At 68.6% G+C, this 20,059-nt stretch carries 19 protein-coding genes; 9 read left to right on the forward strand and 10 right to left on the reverse strand.

Annotated elements, in window-relative coordinates; all coding sequences use genetic code 11:
* Nucleotides 1-35: 35 nt before the first annotated feature.
* Nucleotides 36-797 (reverse strand): MFS transporter, encoded by a 762-nt coding sequence (locus EV643_RS01865; RefSeq protein ID WP_370452212.1) that lies wholly within the window; start codon nt 795-797, stop codon nt 36-38.
* Nucleotides 798-813: 16 nt separating this feature from the next.
* On the reverse strand, nt 814-1,887 hold the full coding sequence (locus EV643_RS01875; RefSeq protein ID WP_133798162.1) for a DNA polymerase III subunit beta family protein: 1,074 nt from the start codon (nt 1,885-1,887) through the stop codon (nt 814-816).
* Nucleotides 1,888-2,162: 275 nt separating this feature from the next.
* On the opposite strand from EV643_RS01875, the gene EV643_RS01880 reads away from it, so the two are divergent.
* Nucleotides 2,163-2,636: an AAA family ATPase gene (locus tag EV643_RS01880; protein ID WP_238165286.1), complete on the forward strand. Its 474-nt coding sequence runs from the start codon at nt 2,163-2,165 to the stop codon at nt 2,634-2,636.
* A gap of 9 nt (nt 2,637-2,645) precedes the next feature.
* On the opposite strand, the gene EV643_RS01885 is transcribed toward EV643_RS01880, so the two are convergent.
* Nucleotides 2,646-3,809, reverse strand: a complete 1,164-nt coding sequence (locus tag EV643_RS01885) for an anhydro-N-acetylmuramic acid kinase (RefSeq protein ID WP_133798163.1) — start codon at nt 3,807-3,809, stop codon at nt 2,646-2,648.
* A gap of 1 nt (nt 3,810) precedes the next feature.
* Complete coding sequence (locus EV643_RS01890) at nt 3,811-5,109, reverse strand: MFS transporter (protein WP_133798164.1); 1,299 nt, start codon at nt 5,107-5,109, stop codon at nt 3,811-3,813.
* 105 nt (nt 5,110-5,214) lie between these two features.
* Between EV643_RS01890 and EV643_RS01895 the strand changes: the two genes are divergently transcribed.
* Nucleotides 5,215-5,751 carry a SigE family RNA polymerase sigma factor gene (locus EV643_RS01895; protein WP_238165287.1) on the forward strand — a complete coding sequence of 179 codons (537 nt, stop codon included), beginning with the start codon at nt 5,215-5,217 and terminating at the stop codon, nt 5,749-5,751.
* Nucleotides 5,748-7,085, forward strand: coding sequence for a hypothetical protein (locus EV643_RS01900; RefSeq protein ID WP_133798166.1), 1,338 nt, complete (start codon nt 5,748-5,750; stop codon nt 7,083-7,085). Before EV643_RS01895 ends, EV643_RS01900 begins: the two co-directional genes overlap by 4 nt.
* Before the next feature lie 39 nt (nt 7,086-7,124).
* Here the strand turns inward: EV643_RS01900 and EV643_RS01905 are convergent, their stop codons facing one another.
* Nucleotides 7,125-7,637, reverse strand: coding sequence for a histidine phosphatase family protein (locus tag EV643_RS01905; protein WP_238165288.1), 513 nt, complete (start codon nt 7,635-7,637; stop codon nt 7,125-7,127).
* A 112-nt stretch (nt 7,638-7,749) separates the two neighbouring features.
* Between EV643_RS01905 and EV643_RS01910 the strand changes: the two genes are divergently transcribed.
* From EV643_RS01910 to EV643_RS01930, 5 genes are all read left to right on the forward strand, one after another.
* On the forward strand, nt 7,750-9,609 hold the full coding sequence (locus EV643_RS01910; RefSeq protein WP_133798168.1) for an acyl-CoA dehydrogenase: 1,860 nt from the start codon (nt 7,750-7,752) through the stop codon (nt 9,607-9,609).
* 244 nt (nt 9,610-9,853) lie between these two features.
* Nucleotides 9,854-11,113, forward strand: a complete 1,260-nt coding sequence (locus EV643_RS01915) for a hypothetical protein (protein WP_133798169.1) — start codon at nt 9,854-9,856, stop codon at nt 11,111-11,113.
* Nucleotides 11,110-11,787, forward strand: a complete 678-nt coding sequence (locus EV643_RS01920; protein ID WP_133798170.1) for a hypothetical protein — start codon at nt 11,110-11,112, stop codon at nt 11,785-11,787. The genes EV643_RS01915 and EV643_RS01920 overlap by 4 nt, the downstream gene beginning before the upstream one ends.
* A gap of 26 nt (nt 11,788-11,813) precedes the next feature.
* Nucleotides 11,814-13,049 (forward strand): hypothetical protein, encoded by a 1,236-nt coding sequence (locus tag EV643_RS01925; protein ID WP_238165289.1) that lies wholly within the window; start codon nt 11,814-11,816, stop codon nt 13,047-13,049.
* A gap of 130 nt (nt 13,050-13,179) precedes the next feature.
* A complete protein-coding gene (locus tag EV643_RS01930) occupies nt 13,180-13,953 on the forward strand; it encodes a DUF4097 family beta strand repeat-containing protein (protein ID WP_133798172.1) in 774 nt (257 codons plus the stop codon).
* Nucleotide 13,954: 1 nt separating this feature from the next.
* Here EV643_RS01930 and EV643_RS43965 read toward each other — a convergent pair whose 3' ends face one another.
* Entirely contained in the window at nt 13,955-14,092 is a 138-nt protein-coding gene (locus EV643_RS43965) for a hypothetical protein (RefSeq protein WP_166665279.1), read from the reverse strand.
* Nucleotides 14,093-14,165: 73 nt separating this feature from the next.
* On the opposite strand from EV643_RS43965, the gene EV643_RS01935 reads away from it, so the two are divergent.
* The gene (locus tag EV643_RS01935; RefSeq protein WP_133798173.1) at nt 14,166-14,414 is read left to right on the forward strand and encodes a DUF6458 family protein; all 249 of its coding nucleotides are present in this window, start codon (nt 14,166-14,168) and stop codon (nt 14,412-14,414) included.
* An 8-nt stretch (nt 14,415-14,422) separates the two neighbouring features.
* On the opposite strand, the gene EV643_RS01940 is transcribed toward EV643_RS01935, so the two are convergent.
* From EV643_RS01940 to EV643_RS01955, 4 genes are all read right to left on the reverse strand, one after another.
* Nucleotides 14,423-16,198, reverse strand: a complete 1,776-nt coding sequence (locus EV643_RS01940) for an NHL domain-containing thioredoxin family protein (protein ID WP_133798174.1) — start codon at nt 16,196-16,198, stop codon at nt 14,423-14,425.
* A gap of 208 nt (nt 16,199-16,406) precedes the next feature.
* Nucleotides 16,407-18,041 carry a hypothetical protein gene (locus tag EV643_RS01945; protein ID WP_238165290.1) on the reverse strand — a complete coding sequence of 545 codons (1,635 nt, stop codon included), beginning with the start codon at nt 18,039-18,041 and terminating at the stop codon, nt 16,407-16,409.
* A gap of 175 nt (nt 18,042-18,216) precedes the next feature.
* Nucleotides 18,217-19,122: a carbohydrate ABC transporter permease gene (locus EV643_RS01950; RefSeq protein WP_133798175.1), complete on the reverse strand. Its 906-nt coding sequence runs from the start codon at nt 19,120-19,122 to the stop codon at nt 18,217-18,219.
* Complete coding sequence (locus tag EV643_RS01955) at nt 19,119-20,018, reverse strand: carbohydrate ABC transporter permease (protein WP_133798176.1); 900 nt, start codon at nt 20,016-20,018, stop codon at nt 19,119-19,121. The genes EV643_RS01950 and EV643_RS01955 overlap by 4 nt, the downstream gene beginning before the upstream one ends.
* Nucleotides 20,019-20,059 lie beyond the last annotated feature (41 nt).

The raw sequence follows: 20,059 nt of genomic DNA on the forward strand, positions 1-20,059 counted from the left end.
AACTGATCAGGCAACGATCTGTTACTCTCCGCCGCCTAATTTCCAAGACCGCTTGGTTGACTGCCTAGGAGGAGACCTGCGGCGGCGGTTGTTGCGGCGGCGGTTGTGAGGGCCAGCGGGATGGAGTGGGTGGCGAGAGTGGAGAGGAGTGGGGTGGTGATCAGGAGCGGGATGGTTTGGGAAAGGGCGAGGACGGACTGGAGACGGGTCAGCTGGGTCGGCGGGGTGGCGGCGACGAAGAGGGGGTTGAGGTGAGAGGTGAACAGGGCGACGCCGATGCCCTGGAGGAATGCGGCGGCTGCGGCGAGGGCGACTGACGGCGCGAAGGCGAGTGCGGTGATGCCGAGCGCGGCGACGAAGCAGCCGACGGCGGCGAGAGCCGGGCGGGCGAACGTGCCGAAGCGGGCGGCAGCGAGGGTGACGAGCAGGCTGGAAGCGGCGGTGCAGCCGATTACGAGGCCGACGGATGAAGCGGACCAGCCGTGCGAACGGGCGAGCAGAGGCAGGCCGAGCGACATCACCGGAAGCACGAACCCCGCGACTACCGCGACTACCAGCAACAGCGGACGTAGTACGGGATCGGTCGCCGCCAGGCGGAGTACCCGGTCAGGAGCACGCGGCGCGGGCCGAGGCGGTCGCCGACGACTCCGCCGGCGAGCAGGAAGATCGCGCGGGGCAGGGTGAACGCGGTCAGCACGAAGCCCGCGACCTGCGGTCCGATCCCGCTCGCGGCCCAGCCGAGCGCGAAGAACACGGCCGCATCCCCGAAGGCCGAAAGTGAGGCGCCCGCCAGCCAGCGGTAGTAGGCGCGGTTCACAGCCGAGTCGGCATCACCAGGGTGGTGAACGTCCCCTGATCGGCGGACCGAACCACCACCGGCCGGTCCTCCGCACAAACCTCCAGCAACACATCCGGCCCCACACTCGCCTCCAACGCAGCCGCCAGCAAGGCCGCCGCGAACCCGATCCGGACCGCCTCCCCCGATCCGATCGCCTCCACCCGCCCCCGCCCCTCAACCTCCACCCTCCCCGAATCGATGCCCAACGCAACAACCCCGTCCCCCAGCAACTCGCGAAGCCGGAGCCGATCGACAACCACCCGGCAAGTAGGCGGAGCCAACCCCTGCAAAATCCCCTGATAGGCCGGAAACTCCTCCCGCCTAACCCCCAGCTCCCGAACCTCACCCCCACCCAGCCCCGCCGCCGCTTCCTCCGCGCCGGCGAGTCGCGCAGTTCCGTCCATCCGGATGAGGGTGGCACCGGTCGGGCCGGTTTCGATTCGGATCTCTGCGGCGGCCGCGACCCAGCGGGCCAGGCCGGTCAGCTCGTCCGCGCGGACCAAGATCGCGCCGGGTGTGCCGGTGAACTCGTGGGGGTGCAGTTTGCGGACCGCCAGGCGGTAGCGATCCGTGGCGACCAGAGTGACCTCGTCCTCGCCGAGCTCGAGCTGCACGCAGGCAAGCGCCGGGATCTCGTCCGTACTCGCGGCCGACGGCGCCACCTGACGAATCGCACTGGCGAGCTCCGGCCCACCGAGCACCACACTGCGCTCCGACGGCACCAGCGATCCGAGGATCCGCGACGCCGCCCGCCGAGCCGCGTCCGCCTTGCCCTCGACCGTGCGCAGATGAGCCCGAACGACGGCCGCCGCCTCCACCGGTCCCCCGTCGAGCACCTGCCGAACCTCGGCCAGCGGCAGGTCGATCTCCCGCAGATCCCGAAGCAGCCGAGCGCGCGGTTCCTGGTCGGGCGCGTAGTACCGGTACCCGTTGCCCTCGTCCACCACGGCCGGCCGAAGCAACTCACAGTCGTCGTAGAACCGCAGCGCGCTCGGTGTAAGCCCCACCCGCCGCGCAAACCCGCTGATCGTCAGCAACCCATCCACCATGCCGACGATCCTCACCCTTCAGCCAACCCGAAGGTCAACCCGGCACCCTCGGCCGTTGGCACGGTACCTGCACCACTCATCAACCACCGCAAACCCGCCTTCCGCAGCGCCGCTCAAGCGTGAGAAGCGGAGGCGCGGCGCACTTGATGAGTGGTGGAGTGACGGGCGCGGACCGCCAGGCCATCACAATCGCCGAGGACCACCGAGGTGAGCGTGATCGAGCCGACTGGCCGAGCGGATTGATGGGGTGGCGGTTCGCCTCGGAAGATGGTGGGGTGACGAGGTTGTACGTGGTGACGGGTGCGCCGGGCTCGGGGAAGTCGACCGTGGTACCGGAGCTCGTGCGGCTGAACCCGGGCGGGCTGATCGTGATGGACATGGACGAACTGCTCGACGACGAGGGCCGGGTGCTCGGGATCGAGATCGCGACCCCCGCTGCCGCGCCGACCTGGCCGGCGTACAACGCGCTCTGGAAGCGCATCACCGAACTGGTCCGCCGGTCCGGGAGTCCCGTGCTGCTGCTCTCCCCGCTCATCCCCAAGGAACTCCCCGAGGGCCGCTGGCTCCACCTCGATTGCCCTGACCGCGTCCGCCGACGGCGGCTGGCCGAGCGCGGCTGGTCGGCAGCCGACATCACCGAAGCACTGAAGGACGCCGCCGAGATCCGCAAGCTCGTCCCCCGCTCGGTCACCGGCGACGGCACCCCCGAGCAGTCCGCCCAACAGATCCTCGCCTGGATCAAGGAGTAGTCCGGTCGGTCAGGGAGTAGCCAGGTCGAGGGCAACTGGATACGGGCCGGGTGGGGAGATCGGCGACGTCCCCCGGCCAGGGGTGATCGAGCCGAGGACGCTCGCGTGCCGGGCTCCCGTGCAGCTCGGTACGGTGCCGGCCAGGCCGTTCACCGTCAGGAAGCCCAGTACTGCGAACGCGTACGCCTCCTTCGCCACCGAAGGCAGACCGAGTTCGTCGGTGCTCAGCAACGGGATCCCACCGAGCTCCAGCTTCAGCAGATCCATCAGCACCGGGTTCCGGATCCCGCCACCAGCAGCGAGCACCTCTGTCCCGCCATAACCCCGCACCGCCTCGGCCACCGTCCGCGCGGTCAACGCCGTCACGGTCGCGACCACGTCATCGGGCGCGATCTCCGGCAACCCGGCCATCTTCTCGGCCAGGTACCCGAGGTGGAACAACTCCTTCCCCGTACTCTTCGGCGCCGCCCGTCGGTAGTACGGCTCAGCCAGCAACCGCTCGAACAACCCCTCGTGGACCCGCCCACGCGCGGCCATCACCCCATCCGCGTCGAAGGCCGAACCAGTCAGCTCCCGGACCACCGCGTCGATCAACGCGTTCGCCGGCCCGGTGTCGAACGCGAGCGGCGCACCCACCGGCGGAACCACAGTGATGTTGGCGATCCCACCGAGGTTGAGCGCGACCGGCGTACCAGGGCGGCCCTGCAACCAGAGCACGTCGAAGATGCTGACCAGCGGCGCACCCTGACCACCCGCGGCGACATCGCGCGACCGAAGGTCCGACACGACCGTCGTCCCGGTAGCCTCGGCGATCCACGCGGGCTGACCGAGTTGGAGGGTGCCGCGGACCGCGCTTTCGTCGACCCAGTGGAACACCGTCTGACCGTGCGACACGATCAGGTCCGCGTGCCCACCGCACAACTGCTCGACCGCCTGCTCCGCGATCCCCGCGAACGCCTGCCCAATGAATGTGTCCAGCCGGCACACGTCCGCCAGTGAAGTGGTTGCCGGGGGCAACGCAGCCGTGATCGCCGCCCGCAGGTCGTCGTCGTACGGGCGGCTGATCAGGCCGAGGGGTTGCAGGACGATCCGGTCGCCGTCCAGCCGGAGATCCGCCGCGGCCGCGTCGATCGCGTCGTACGAGGTGCCTGACATCAGGCCGATGACCCGCATCTCAGTCCCGCAACTCCCGCCGATGGTCGTCGCCGCGCAGGGTGAGCAACGCGATCACGCTGACCGCGCACGTCACCACGACGTACCAGGCCGGGATGTCGATGTTCTTCGTCCGCTTGATCAACTCGGTGATGATCAGCCCCGCGCAACCGGAGAAGACCGCGTTCGACAGCGAGTAGGCCAGTCCGAGACCCGTGTACCGCGCCCGGGTCGGGAACATCTCGGCCAGCATCGCGGGCCCGGGTCCGGCCATCAACCCGACCACCAGGCCGGCCACGAAGACCGCGAACCCCTTCGCCGCGTTGGAACTCTCCTTGTCCTGCAGCAGGTTCATCAACGGGAACGCCAGTACGACGACCAGGGCCGCGCCGGTCACCATCACCGGGCGCCGGCCGATCCGGTCGCTGATCCAGCCGGCCGGCATGATCGACACCGCGAAGCCGAAGTTCGCCAGCACGGTCGCGACCAGGGCCTGCTGGAACGTCGCGTTCAGGGTCGCCTGGAGGTACGACGGCATCACCACGAGGAAGGTGTACCCGGCGGCTGACCAGCCCATCAGCCGACCGATGCCCAGGGCAATCGCCTTCGCCACCTCGACCTTGTCGGCCGGCTGCCGCTCCTGCTCCTGGATTCGGGAGAAGTTCGGCGTCTCGTCCAGCCGGAGGCGCAGCCACAACGCGACCAGACCGAGCGGGAGCGCCAGCAGGAACGGCACCCGCCAACCCCAGTCCTTCAATGCTTCGGTACTCAGCACCGTGGCCAGGATCGCGGCCAGCCCGGCGCCGACCAGCAGGCCGAACGCGACCGTCAGCGACTGCCAGGCGCCGTACAGACCGCGCTTGTTCCGCGGCGCGAACTCCGTCATGATCGCCACCGCGCCGCCGAACTCCCCGCCGGCCGACAACCCCTGCATGGCACGGACCAAGGTGAGCAACCAAGGCGCGGCCGCACCGACAGTCGCGTATGTCGGCAGCAGACCGATCAGCGTGGTCGAGAACGTCATCAGCAGCAGGACCAGGATCAGCGTCGGGCGCCGGCCGATCCGGTCCCCGACCCGGCCGAACACCGCCGCGCCGATCGGCCGGAAGAAGAACGCCAACGCGAACGATGCGTACGTCTTGATCAAGCTCTCGGCATCACTGGTCGAGGTGCTGCTGAAGAAGTTCGCCGCGATCACCGTCGCGAAGAAGCCGTAGGCGCCGAACTCGTACCACTCGACGAAGTTGCCGACCGTGCCCGCCACCAGGGACCGGCGATGCCGCCGGACGTCCAGGGTCGCCGTACCGGATGTGCTGCTCATCGGGTCCTCTCCTGCTCGACCCCCGTAACTTTCCTCCCGCCACCATTTCTATCTTGGTCTATTTCTTCCCCCAGGGCGACCCGGGCAACCTTGACAGGGTGTCCGGTGTCATTACGGGCAACCGAGGAGGAAGGGGGCCGGATGGTCACCCGGGGTGACGAGTTCGACGATTTCGTGCGGGGCAGCTCGACCAGGTTGCTACGCACCGCAGTACTGCTCACCGGCGATCGACCAGCGGCGGAGGACCTGGTCCAAGAGGTCTACGAGCGGGTCTATGTGCGCTGGCGCTGGATCAAGGGCGCACCCGAGCCGTACGCCCGCAAGGCACTGGCCAACCTGGTCGCCAACCGCTGGCGGCGCAAGGGCCGCAAACCCGAGGTCGCACTCGCGGCCGGGCACGACCGCCCGACCCCGGACGGCTCCGACGACTACGCCGTCCGCGACCAACTGCTGACCGCGCTGCAGGAGCTGCCGCCGCGGCAACGAGCGGTGATCGTACTGCGCTACTACGAGGACCTCACCGAACTCCAGACGGCGGACGCCCTCGGGTGTTCCGTCGGGACGGTCAAGAGCCAGACGTCCCGCGGCCTGGAGAAGCTCCGGCTGATCACCGAACCCGCGATCCTGGAAGGACTGCGATGACCGAGCTCGATCTGAAGGACCGGCTGACCGCCAGCGTCGCCAATATCGACGCCCCCGCCGAGCTGCTCGACCGAGCCCGCGCGGGCGGATCCCGGCGGCTGCGCCGACGCCGATTCACCTCACTCGCCACCGGCGCACTCGCCGTCGCCCTGATCGGCGGAATCGCCGTCACCGGCCAAGCGATCCTGGCCGACACCCATCCCGAGGTCGCGGCAGCCCCCGCGGCGGGCGACCCGTACGGCTTCCTGTTGAAGCAGCCGACCCGCGGCGATCTGGCCGGCGACCAGGCCTACTACGACCAGGTGGTCGCCGCGTGGCAAGGCAGCCATGACAAGTCCGAGAACAAGAGCCGCGGCATCTTCGACGACCTCCGCGGTACGCCGCAAGTCGCCTGGGCCGGCAGTACTCCGGCCGGGCGCGCCGCGATCGTGGTCCAGCAGGCCTATCTCCATCATCACGAGGACATCCAGCTAGACCGCGAAGGCCTCTACACGCTGATAGGTTTCGTCGGCCCGGGAACCGACGGCAAACCGAAGGTCGTGGCGGACAGCTACCCCGCGCCCGGTGTCGGCCTGGCGACCGGATTCGTGGTGGGCGACGGGCCGAAGGCGCTGATCGTGCTCGACACCGGACAGCAGGTCGGCTGGTCCAAGGAGCGGCTGTACACCCCCGACGGACACAGCGGCCGCCAGTACACGCCACTGAAGTTCACCGACGGCGTGAGCATCGTGTCGTTGCCCGACGGGGTGAACGTCGACAGCCTCCGGATCAGGGCCTTGCCCGTGACGGGGCCGAGCGGCCTCAACATCCACGGCGTCCCGGGCCAGGGCGCAGAGAGCGTCGGGGACAACCGGCTGTGGAGCGACTCCGGTTCGATGCTCTGGGCAATGACCCCGGGCGCCGAAGGGCTCGCCAAGACCGCCGAGGACACACTCCGGAACACCCTGGACGCCGCCCGCGATCCAGCGGCCTACTCGTTCGGCTTCTCACTGTGGACCGGATACGGCAAGACCGCGAACGGATCCGACCTGTTCATCGGTGAACTCGTCCTCGACCGCGACCTGACCAGGGTCTATGCCGTTCTGAAGAAGGACGGGAAGACCACGATCGTGCCCGGCGGCGTACCGCTGCAGGAGTCGCCGCTCCCGGTGTCGATCAAGCTGCCGGACAACCAGGGCTGGGCCGTCGCCCAGAAGGACGCCGACCTCTCGTACCGCATCGACGGCGGCAACTGGAGCACGCCAAGGAAGAACGCCCTGCTGATCCCGGCCGGCCGCAACGCCGAAGTAAAGGTTGCCACGAGCAACGGAGAGACCACCGTCCAGCTGCACTGACGCCAACGACACGCCGCCCCCCGATCAAGGGGCGGCGTTTCACATCTTGTAGGTCCAGCCCGGTTGCCATTCGAACGGCGCGTCCACCAGGTCCTCCAGCGGAACCCGGGCCAGCAGGTGCTGGATCGCCCAGCGGTTGGCCGAGTGCGCGACCACCAGCACCCGGCGGCCGTCGTACCAGCGTTTGACGTCCTCGAGGAACGACCTGGTCTGTTCCATCACGTCCCAGTAGCTCTGCCCGCCCGGGAACGGCTCGCTGATCCACTTCCGCCGCGGCGCCAACGCGTCCACCGGGGCGCCGTTCAGCTCGCCGTAGTTGCACTCGCGCAGCCGCCAGTCCTGCAGATGCGGAACCTTCAGCCCGGACAGCTCGACCGTCTCGACCGCCCGGCGCAGATCCGAGCTGAACACCACGTCGACATCACCGTGCCGCTCCCCCAGTTGCGCCGCCTGCCGCCGTCCTTGAGCGGACAGTTCCCCCGGCAACCACCCGGTCGCGATCCCCCGCTCGTTGTCGACGCTGGTCGAGTGCGTCTCATAGATCAGCTCCACGCTAACAGGGTCGCCGATCCAGGTCACAGACATATCGCTTTGCCCTCGTTACCGGCGGGTATATACTTAAGTTACTCGTGGGTAAAGTAGCACTGAAGAGGCAGGGGTAGGCGTGAGCCACTACAAGTCGAATCTGCGCGACATCGAGTTCAATCTGCTCGAGGTACTGGGCCGGGACGAGGTGCTCGGACAGGGCCCGTACGCGGACATGGATGTGGAGACCGCGCGCGAGGTGCTCGCCGAGGTCGACCGGCTGGCCAAGCACGAACTGGCCGCGTCGTTCGCCGAGGCCGACCGGACACCGCCGGTGTTCGACCCGGCCGCGCACGAGGTGAGGATGCCGGAGGCGTTCAAGAAGAGCTACCACGCCTACATGGACGCCGAGTGGTGGAAGCTCGAGCTGCCGGCCGAGCTGGGTGGTCAGCCGACGCCGCCGTCGCTGCGCTGGGCCGCCGCCGAGCTGGTGCTGGGCGCCAACCCTCCGGTGCACATGTACGCCGCCGGCCCGAACTTCGCCCACGTGCTCTGGCGTAACGGCACCGAGCGGGACAAGAAGATCGCGCACCACATCATCGAGCGCGGCTGGGGCGCCACCATGGTGCTGACCGAGCCGGACGCCGGTTCCGACGTGGGCGCCGGCCGGACCAAGGCCACCCTGCAGGATGACGGCAGCTGGAACATCGAGGGTGTCAAGCGGTTCATCACCTCGGGTGAGCACGACATGACCGAGAACATCGTCCACCTGGTGCTGGCCCGGCCGCAGGGCATGGAGGGTGTCGGCGGTCCCGGTACGAAGGGCCTGAGCCTGTTCGTCGTACCGAAGCACCACTTCGACCTGGAGACCGGCGAGCCGACCGGTGAGCGCAACGGCGCCTTCGTCACGAACGTCGAGAAGAAGATGGGCATCAAGGTGTCCACCACCTGCGAGGTCACCTTCGGCGAGACGATCCCGGCCAAGGGCTGGCTGCTCGGCGAGGTGCACGACGGCATCGCGCAGATGTTCCAGGTGATCGAGTACGCCCGGATGATGGTCGGCACCAAGGCGATCGCCACCCTGTCCACCGGTTACCTTAACGCGCTGGAGTACGCCAAGGAGCGGGTCCAGGGCGCCGACCTGACGAACCCGGCGAAGGACGCCCCGCGGGTCACGATCACCAGCCACCCCGACGTACGCCGGTCGCTGCTCACCCAGAAGGCGTACTCCGAGGCGCTGCGCGCGCTGGTGCTGTTCACCGCGACCTACCAGGACCGCGCCGAGCAGGCCCGGTACGCCGGTGAGCACGACGACGTCGCCGAGCGGGTGAACGACCTGCTGCTCCCGCTGGTCAAGGGCTACGGCTCGGAGAAGTCGTGGACCCTTCTAGGCACCGAGTCGCTGCAGACCTTCGGCGGGTCCGGCTTCCTGCAGGACTACCCGATCGAGCAGTACGTCCGGGATGCCAAGATCGACACCCTGTACGAGGGCACCACCGCGATCCAGGGCCAGGACCTGTTCTTCCGCAAGATCATCAAGGACCAGGGCAGGGCGCTCGGTCATCTGGCCGAGCAGATTCAGGCCTTCGTCGCCTCCGAAGCGGGAAACGGCCGGCTGAAGGAGGAGCGCGGGCTGCTGGCGAAGGGCCTGGAGGACACCCAGAAGATCCTGGGCGTGATGGGTCAGGCGCTGATGGCGAGCAACCCGCAGGCGGAGAACGGCGACCCGCGCAACGTCTACAAGGTCGGCCTGAACACTTCGCGGCTGCTCTTTGTGCTTGGTGACGTGGTCTGCTCCTGGCTGATGCTGCGGCAGGCCGAGGTCGCGCTGGAGAAGCTGGGCGGCGAGCTGTCGCCGGCCGAGAAGGACTTCTACACCGGCAAGGTCGCCGCGGCCCAGTGGTTCGTCCGGTCCACGATGCCGACGGTTCGCGCCGAGCGGGTCAAGGCCGAGCTGACCGACCTGGACGTGATGGACCTGCCGGAGTCCGCTTTCTGATCCTCGGATTCGGTCGGAGCCGTGGTCCCGGCGGCTCCGACCGATCTGCCCTTGACTGCCCCACGATCTGCCCTGGTGGGACCCGCCCCGATGTAGCAACGTTTTCGCCCGAGGCAAACTCACGACCCTGGCCCGGCTTCCCCTGTCCGAGCCAGGGCCGTGCCATGTCCGGGTCCGGAACCACCGGATCCCTGGTCGCGTCTGGATGAGCGTGCAACCTGCAGGACGTCGTACCCTGAGCGCGATGTTCGTCCGATTGCGCCGCCTCGCCATGCTCCTCGCAGTACTGGTGTATTTGTCTTGGCAGCCGGCGTGGGCGGCGCAGCCCGACGTGCCGGACCGGATCGCCGCCGCTTGGCGGACCGACCGGATCTATGTGGACGACGGACTGCGGCCCGGGTTCCCGCAGGGTGAGTTGGACCGGATCCGGGCGGAGGCTCGCACGGTCGGCTTTCCCGTGTACGTCGCGCTCATCCCGCGTACGCCGTACTCCCTGGCCGCCAGAATCGACCTGCCGACGTTGCTGCAGGCACGGATCGGGCAGCCCGGGCTGTATCTGGTCTGGATGGTGACCGACGACTACTGGACCGGCACCGAGAAGCTGTTCCGGCCGGGTGGGTTGAAAGGGCGCGACCTGATCAGCGTGCAGCTCGACGACGAGCAGGCGGACCAGATCGTCAACGACCGGCCCGCACCCGAGATCGTCCGCACGATCCAGCAGGCCGCGACCGCGTACGACGGGCGCGCGCTGCCCGAAGTCCCCGCGTCGGACCTGGAACCGCCGCGGCGGACCGGCCGTTCGACCACGGACCTGGAGGATTTGTCCGCGTACATCGGCCTGGGCATCGGCGCGCTGATCGGGTTCGTCCTCACCCTCTTCCTGGTGCTACGCCGCCGGCGCAAGCGCGTACGACGCGCCGCGGGCGGCGACGTGACCGCGCAGGCGGATGTCACTGGGAGGTCTGACGTCGCTGCGGCCGGCAGCGTGGGTTCTCAGGCCGATCGGTGGATCGGTAAGGCCGAGCACGCACTCCGCAGCCTCGAGTCCCGGCGGCGGAAATCGGTGGAATTGCTGGATCGGCGGGACGACGCGGTCCGGCGACTCGACGTTGCTCGGGCGCTGCGGGCCGAGGACTCCAATGACGTCCTGGCGATGGCCGGCGCGTTCGTGCTGGCCCGGCAGGCTCAGCAGGTGGCGAGTGGGATGGAGCTCCAGCCGCCCTGCTTCTTCGACCCGACACATCCGCCCGGGATTCGCCGGGCCGCGTGGTCCGACGACGTCGAGGTGCCCGCCTGCCGCACCTGCGCGAACACGGTGGCCCAAGGCAAGACGCCGTACGGTCTGCGGGTGTGGAAGAAGTCCGGTCTGCTCAGAGTGGACCGCGTGCCGGTGCCCTACTGGACCCTCGAGCCGGACGACAGCCCGCTCGTGGCGACCGGCTTCGGCGCTCTCTCGGACGACCTGGTCGACCGGATCGCTGGTGCTTCCGGAGGTGTCCGATGAGGCGTCTCGTTCTGCTTCTGCTGACCTGCGTGTTCTTCGTCGGCATGCCGTTGAACGCTTGGGGGGTGCCGACGGATCCGCGGATCACGGCCGCGGTCGAGACGTGGGAGTACAAGCCGCTGTACGTCGACCCGCAGTACTCGTCGCTGGTCGGATCCCAGCAGGCACAGGTGATCCATCGGTTGCGGACCTTCGGCGTACCGGTCTACGTGGCGGCGATACCGACGGGCACGTGGTTCCAGGAGAAGGGCGACACCGAGTTGCTGGCCGGCTGGCTGGCCGCGGCGAACGGGAAGGCCGGGATCTACCTGGTGATGGACGGCTCGAGCACGACCGGGGTGGCGCACAAGGTGAACGCCTGGGGACCGAGGGACACCTGGGCCGGAGCCGACAAGTCTCTGGACGACCAGCTCGTGACGTACTTGGACAGGGTGAAAGTGGACGACAAGTACGAGGCCGAGCCGGCCCGGACCGAACCGCTGCCGCCCATACCGGAACGGACGTCGAGCCGGGAACGGTTCACGGTCGGCAAGGCGATCAGCAACGGCGTCGGGGGAGGCGTACTCGGGCTGGTCGGCGGCGCGATCCTCGCCGCCGGAGTGCTGGGAGTGGCGGCCCTGGTCGCAGTGCTGGGAGTGGCCGTGGCTGCTCGACGAGGCGGAGGACGGTTGTGAGAGCCAGACTGGTCACACTTCTCCTGGTGTTGACCCTGTTCGCCGTAGCCGCACCTGCCGAGGCCCGAACCACCCAGACGCCGGCTGAGCGGGCTCGGGAGATCGCGGCGGCGTTGGCGAGGGATCCGTTGTACATCGACCCGGCGTACGCGTCGGCGTTGCCGGAGACGATGCGCGCGGACGTTCGGAACAAGGCCAAGGCCCTCGGCTACCCGGTCTACTCGGTCGTCCTGCCGCTCACGCCCAGCGACGCCTTCGAGGGCAAGGAAAGCACCGTCCTCACGCTGGTCATCGACGCACTCCGCCGGCCCGGCCTGTACGTCGTCGTCGACGGCGGCAGCCGATTCCCGTGGTACGAAGTCAACGAGTTACCGCAGCTGGACGAACAGCGGCTGAGTGCTACGCGGGAGCGGGCACTTGACGACACCGGGTACGACGCCGGACCGACCGAGGTGCTGGCCCGGATGTACGAGCTGCTCGCACTCCCGGCGTTGCCCGCGGCGACTCCGACCTCGACCGATCGCGGCGACCGGCGGACGGGTGATGAGGACCACGAGGACGCAGGAACGCCGGGTTGGGTGGTTGCCCTCGGCATCGTTGTGGCCGGGCTCGTGCTGCTGGTGGCGCTCGGTCTGCTGATCGGCCTGCTACGAGGCGGCGGTGGGCGGCCGAGAGGAGGGACCGGTCCGCGGCGGGAGAAGGCGTTCAATATTCCGTCGCATGTGGCCGCGACCGTGGCGGCGGAGCGACGGCGGCGGTTGACGCGGGAGACGACGGCCGAGCTGACCAGGTTGGGTTCGGAGCTCGCGGCTCTGCCCGAGGCAACGGGCGAAGGGGTTCGGCACCAGCAGGCTGCGCTCGACGCACACGATGCCGCCGGACGTGTGCTGGACTCGTCGGAGGATCTCGTCGATGTCGTCGGGGCGATGGTGCTACTGGACCAGGCTCGTCGCGAGTACGACCAGGCCGTTGCGGTGGCCGCCGGGCGGAAGGCGGACGAAGTACAGGGGTTGTGTGCGTTCAATCCTCTGCACGGGCGATCGTTGGGTCGGCCCACGCAGGTCGAGGACGGCGGGACGACGCTGACGTTGCCGTTGTGCGCTGACTGCCGGCGCGCGTTGGAGCGCGGTACCGCACCGGCGTCGCTGCCTGGCGAGGACGGGCCGTACTGGCACGGTGACGACCTCTGGGCGCAGACCTTCTTCGGCAACATCGGTGAGGATCTGGCGTCCGCGGTCGCGCGAGGCGAGCACCGATCCTGAGCTGTCCCTGAGGGGCCTGCGCTGTTTCTGAGGGGTCGGTCAGGGACAGCTGGGGGTCCGCGCCTGATCCAGCCGCGGGTGTGCCCGGCCTACGGTCGTACCGACGATCACGAGAGGCGGGGACGGACTGATGGCTGACGCCAAGCAGGTGGGTGCGCTGCTGGTGCTGACGGGGATCGGGCTGGCGGCCTGGTCGCTCGGCGACAAGGAGTCGACCGATCGGCACGAGGTGAGCGACAAGATCTCCGAGGTCCGGCTGGACTCGCCGGACGCCGACATCACCATCAAGGTGGCCGATGTCGACCAGACCACGGTCGAGGAGAAGCGGCACTACTGGATGGTGAAACGCGGCGACGTGTACGAGGTCGACGGCGAGACGCTGCGGCTGGACGGCGACTGCGGCTGGGGGTGCCGCGCCGACTACATCGTGACGGTGCCGCGCGGGACCAGGGTGTCCGGCGAGCACGGCAGCGGCGACCTGTCCGTCACCGGTGTCAGCGGAGTGGACGCGACCGCGCGGTCGGGCGACATTCTGCTGAAGGACATCACCGGTGACGTGAAGCTGAACATCACCTCCGGCGATGTCACCGTCGACCGGCTGACCGGCAAGCTCGACTTCGAGGCGACCTCGGGCGATCTCGAGGTACTCGGGTTCAAGGGCGGCCCGGTGACGGCCAAGACGACGTCGGGGGATCTGGAGATAGAGCTCGACGAGGCGGCCGATGTCACCGCCGAGGGCACCAGCGGCGACGTCCGGGTGCTCGCCCCGGCCGGCGGCTACCAGGTCACCGCCGATACCAGCAGCGGCGACGTCCAGAACACCATCGGCAACACCTCGGACGGCACGCACACGATCAAGGCCACCACCACCAGCGGTGATGTCGACCTCGTCACCCGCCGCTGAATCACGAGCCGCCGGCTTCGCGCTCTGGACCGGCGCGGGCCCGGCCCCACACCCACACCGACCGGGCGAACTCGGCCAGGGCATCGGAGTACGGGGTTTGCGACCGGGTACTGCGAGTGACATCACGCGTGATCGACACGCTTCATTGATGGATTCCGGGAGCGCCGCAGAGTACTTTCGGAGTGTCGACCGACGTCCTGAGGAGGCTCGTCATGAGTATCGGTGTGGGGATCTTCATCATGGTGGTCGGCGCCATCCTGGCGTTCGCCGTTCAGGACAGTTGGGACGCTGTCAATCTCACCGTCGTCGGCTACATCCTGTTGCTCGCCGGTCTGGCCGGGATCGTGCTCTCCTTCTACATCACCAACCGGCGCCGCCGCGTCTCGAACGAGGCCCTCGACCCGGCGGTCGAGGAGGAGTACCGGGTGGTCGAGGAGCACCACCGCGACGTCCAGGAGTAGAGGGGCGGTCAGCCTCCGGACAGCACCAGTTCCAGCCGGGTGCTGCCGGTCGGGCTGACCCGGACCGGGACACCCCAGTCCTGACGATGCATGTGGCAAGCCGGGAATTCGACCTCGGCCGAGTCGTCGCACGACGCCGCCTGTACTGCGACGTGCAGTACGCCGTCGCCGACGCGTTCGTCGATCACCAGCCGACGGGACAGGTCGGTGCTGTCGCCGGCGCCTTCGCGGATCAGGTTCTCGGGCGTGGAGGAGATCAGCAACCGGGTGGACGGGCCGTACCGATCGTCCAGCTTCTGACCGGGCGGCGGGGTGAAGACCACCTCCAACGTCACCTCACCGGCCGCGAGGTCCATCGGCGGCCGCTGGGTCCGGGTGCTGAACTCGTCCGGCGTCGCCGAGGCGCCCAGCGGTACCCGGGTCAGCCGGTGCGCCGCCGACTCGACCACGAGCAGTTCGTTGCCCACGACAACGGCTCCGCTCGGTTCGGCCAATCCGGTCGCCATCGTCTCGACGATCCCCTGGCGCGTGTCGTAGCGGCGTACGGCGCCGTTGTAGGTGTCCGCGATCGCGATCGAGCCGTCGGGGAGGACTGTCACGCCGAGCGGGTGTTGCAGCAACGCCTCCTCGGCCTTGCCGTCGCGGAGACCGAAGTCGAACAGCCCTGTCCCGACCGCGGTGTGGACCTCGGTGTCGAGCCAGCGGAGCGCCGAGATCTCCGAATCCGCGAGCCAGAGCCGGTCCCCGTCGGCCGCCAACCCGCTGGTCTGGGCGAACCAGGCCTGTTCCTTGGCGCCGTCCCGCAGCCCTTCGTTGGTGGTGCCGGCGGCAACTTCGGTGATCTTTCTGATCGGGTCGAACGTCCACAGTTGGTGTACGCCGGCCATCGCGATCCACACCTTGTCCTGCCACCACGCGATGTCCCATGGTGAGCTGAGGACGTCCGTGCCGTCGCCATCCATCCACTGCTTACCGGTGCCGACCAACGTGGTGACTCGGCCAGTCTCGAGGTTGATTCCGCGGAGCGCGTGGTTGACGGTGTCCGCCACGACCACGTCGTACCCGACTCGCTCGGCCACGTCGGCGGGCAGCAGGGCGAGTCCGTTGGGCTCGGAGAACGTCGCCTCGTCCGCATCACCGTCGTCGAATCCACGTCGCTTGCTGCCGAACCGCCGTACGACAGTCGTCGCGTCCGCCGCGAGCTCCACTATGCTGTGGTTGCCCGCGTCGGCGACGAGGAACCCCTTGTCCAGGGCAACCACCTTCGCCGGGAAGCGCAACTCGGTCGGCTCGGGCTTCGGTGCGACGTACGGCGACTTGCCGCGAGTGAGGGTGCCGGCCTGCTCGTGTTCCGCGACCAATTCGGCCAACTGGGCGTCGAGGGCGTGCGCGTGGCCCTCACCGGAGTACTGCGCGACGATGTACCCGTTCGGATCCACCAGCACCAGCGTCGGCCAGGCACGGGCCGTGTAGTTCTGCCAGGTCACCAGCTCGGGGTCGTCCAGCACCGGGTGCCCCACCTCGTACCGCTCGACGGCCGCCCGGACAGCCGCTTCCTCGCCCTCATGCGCGAACTTCGGCGAATGCACGCCGACGATCACCAGCGCATCCCCGTACTTCTCCTCCAACGGCCGCAACTCATCCAGCACGTGAAGACAGTTGATGCAGCAGAAGGCCCAAAAGTCCAACAGCAAAAACCGCCCCCGGAAGTCGGCGAGGCTGAGCTCCCGCCCTCCCGTGTTGAGCCATCCCCGACCTCTGAGCTCCGGCGCACGAACATGCATCCCACCATTCTCCGCCCCGACCCCAAGCGGACCCGCCGCCGGTCCGCCACCCGGTCCGCCGCTCCCTCCACCACCCCCCGCGGGAATCTCAGAGGCTAACCCGCCAGAGGCAAGGTTGCCCGCTCAGACTCTGGTGGGCCAACCATCCATCCGAGAGGTTAGCCTCTCAGATTCTGCCGGGTGGGAGGGTGCGTGCCAGGCGAGCCGCTCAACGGGGTAGGACGAGGGTTTCGGTGAGGAGGCGGGCGGTTTTGCGGAGGGTGGGGGCTGAGCAGGCTAGTTCGGCGGCGAGGGTGGTGGGGGTCAGGCACTCGCCGGGGCCGACCAGGCGGTGGCGGTGGGCGAGGAGCCAGACGATCGCGCGGGGCCAGGTGGACAGGCGGGCCTTGGTGAGCAGGTCGGGGGCCTCGCGGATGAGGCGTTCGGCGATGTCGAAGGCCTCGCCGGCGTAGTTGGTGCCGAGGGTCTCGCCGGCCAGCAGCCAGGCGTGCGGGGCGAGCACCGACAGTGTGGCGGCGTGGTTCTTGTCCAGGCCGGTGAGGTCCGGGCGCGGTGGCGAACCGAGGCCGGCCAGGATCCGGTAGGCCTCATCCAGGTCGGTGCTCGTCTCGTCGAGGAACACTCGCTCGCCTGACCTCGAGCCGATCGGGTCGGCCAGGGCCGCCGCCTCCAGCGCGGGGGTCCAGACGTCGACGGCGTCGAGCGCCTCGGCGACCACGTCCAGGTCGAGCTGGGTCCGCTCGCCGGCGAACTCCAGCCAGGCCCTCAGCACCAACGGCACCGCGCCGAAGTAGGTGCTGTCGGCAAGCACCTTGCGGGGCAGCCAGGACGCCATGAACAGCTCGACCAGTACGGCGCTGACCCGGAACGGGCCGCCCACCGTCTGGTCCACGGCATGGTCGATCCACAGTCGCGCGATATCGGCAGCGTCGTCCGGCAGACCCACGGCGTACCGGGAGTGCAGGAAGTCGTCGACCAGTTCCTCCCGCTGCCGCGGCGACAGCATCGCGCGGATCGGCGGCCGGATCGGTCGCTCGGGCAGCTGGGTCAGCCTGTTCACCAGCAGCGCGGAGAAGAACTCGAAATCCTCGGTGACCGGCGGATCGTCGTGGTCGCGGGTCTCGCCCAGCGCCTGCAGGATGATCCCCGCCGCGGTGGCCGGCCGGACCGATCGCACGGTGACCCGCCCGCCTCGCTGGTACGCCTCGATCACCCGGTCGACCGGCGGCCCGACGAACACGTCCTTCGCGATCGCGCCGAGGTTGTTGTCCACGAACACCACGACCGTGTGCGGGTGCTGATCGTCGTCGTAGTCGAGCACCACGCTCAACCCGTCGCCGGTGACATCCTCGGACACGATCGCGCTGGTCAGCCGGAACCCGGCGATCCGCGAGATCCACTCGGGCACCCCGTACTGCGAGCGGGCGCGGGACAGGTGCGCACGCTGCAACGGGAGCCGCCCGGCCGGGCCGACCGTGCGGGCAAGACTCGTCAACAGGACAAAGGAATCCGGATCGCGCCGCTCACCGAGGACCCGCGCGGCGTCGGCCCAGAAGAACCGCTCCACCTCGCCGATCTCGTCGGGCTCGCCGGCCGGCCAGAGCTGATCCGCGAGCAGAGCGGCAGACCGCGCGACCGACGCCTCGGCGATCACCGGGTGCAGTTCGGCCGGCGCCGCGGCCAGATCGAGCATCAGCGTTTCCTGCAGGGTTTCCAGCACAGCGACGCTCGGCGTGGTGTCGACATCGGTGACACCCGCCGGTGGCTGGGGGTTGGAGCTGGGAGTGGAGTCGACCAGCCGCAGGTGGCTGCCGCGTCCGTCCCGCCCTCGTGACTTGGTCACCCTGGCGAGATTACCGCCGAAGAGCACCTCGCCGCAGGACAGTGCGCGCGTCCTGTGGATAACCAGCGCGTGACGAACCACTGACAACCTGTGGAAAACATGCCCCACGTCCCCGAAAACACCACAGCCCGCGCGCCCCGGAGTACGAGGGACGCGCGGGCCGTAGTACCGGCTGTCAGCCCTTGAGGGCACCTGCCATCAGGCCGCCGATGAACCAGCGGCCGAGCAGGATGTAGACCAGCAGGGTCGGGAACGAGGTGATCAGCGCACCCGCCATGCTGGCCGCGTAGTCGACCTTCTGCCCGCCGGACAGCGCCGCCAGGCCGAGGGTCACCGGGCCGTTCTGCTGCTGGGTCAGGAACAGCGCGAACAGGAAGTCGTTCCAGACCGAGGTGAACTGCCAGATCAGCGTCACCACGAACCCGGCGATCGAGATCGGCAGGATGATCCGGACGTAGGTCTGGATCAGTCCGGCACCGTCCACCCGGGCCGACTCGATGATCTCGTGCGGCACGATGGTGGCGTAGTAGTTGCGGAAGATCAGCGTGCAGATCGGGATGCCGTAGATGACGTGCGCGATGATCAGCGTCGGCACCCCGCGGGTCACGTTCAGCTCCTGGAATGTGGTTCGCAGCGGCAGCATCACCGCCTGGTAGGGGATGAACATCCCGAACAGGATGAACGCGAACACCAGGTTCGCACCCGGGAACCGCCAGCGGGCCAGCACGAAGCCGTTCGCGGAACCGATCATCGACGAAATGATCGCGGCCGGGACCGCCAGCGACAACGACCGGACCATGTACGGCTGCAGCACGTCCCACGCCTTGCGCCATGGCTCCAGCGTCCAGGTCTCCGGCAGCGACCACTGCTCGGCGGCCGTGGTGTCGGCGGACGTCTTGAAGCTGGTGATCAGCACGACGTAGACGGGAGTCAGCACGAACAACAGGAAGAGCAGCAGCAGGAGGTACTTCACGGTCCGGCTGGTCCGCGTCGTACCGTCCGCGATGCCACCGCGGCGAGGTTTCTGGCGGATCGCGGCGGCAGCCTTACCGGTTGCCGCCTCGGCCTCTACGGCGGTCATTCGTTGCTCTCCTGCCGGACGGTGTACGCGACGTACGGGATGACGAGTACGGCGACGACCGCGAGCATCACGATCGCGATCGCGGCCGCCTTGGCCTGGTCGCTGCGCAGCAGGGTGTTCCACATATAGATGGACGGCACCTCGGTGCGGAACTGGTTCGGTCCGGTGATCGCGTAGATCAGGTCGAACAGCTTCAGCGACATGTGACCGAGGATGATCAACGCCGACAGGGCGATCGGCGACAGCTGCGGGAACAGCACGTGCCGGTAGAGCTTGAACTCGCTCGCGCCGTCGACGCGGGCGGCCTCCCGCAGCTCCGGCGGGATGCCCCGGAAGCCGGCCAGGAACAGCGCCATGATGTAGCCGGACAGCTGCCAGACCGCGGGTAACGCGATGGACATCATGGTTGTCCATCTACTGCCCGCGGTCCACCAGGAATTCTCCAGGAAGTTCAGCTGGAGGATCGAGAACAGCCGGTTCAGGCCACGCGCCTCGTCGCCCTGGGACGGGTTGAGCAACCAGCCCCAGACGACGCCGGAGGCGATCATCGAGATCGCCATCGGGAACAGGAAGACCGACCGGAACACGCTCTCGCCGGGGACCCCCTTCTCCAGCAGCAGGGCCCAGAGCAGGCCGAAGATCAGCGTGCCCACGATGAACGCCACCGTGAGCACGCCGAGGTTCTTCAGCGAGTTGAGGAACCGCTCCTCGCCGAACAGGTTCGTGTAGTTCTCCAACCCGACGTAGTCCGCCGGACCCTTCCGGGCGGTGTGCCGGTCGGTCAGCGAGGTGTTGAACGACCACGCGATCAGCCCGTACACGAAGTATCCGAGCAGCAGCACCGTCGGCAACAGCACCAGGGCACCCGGGCCCCAGGTGCGGATTCTTCCGTGCATGCTCAGTCCTCCGGTCCGACGCCGGTCCGCAACTCGTACGG

This window comes from Kribbella caucasensis (genome assembly GCF_004361855.1).
GTDB lineage: Bacteria > Actinomycetota > Actinomycetes > Propionibacteriales > Kribbellaceae > Kribbella > Kribbella caucasensis.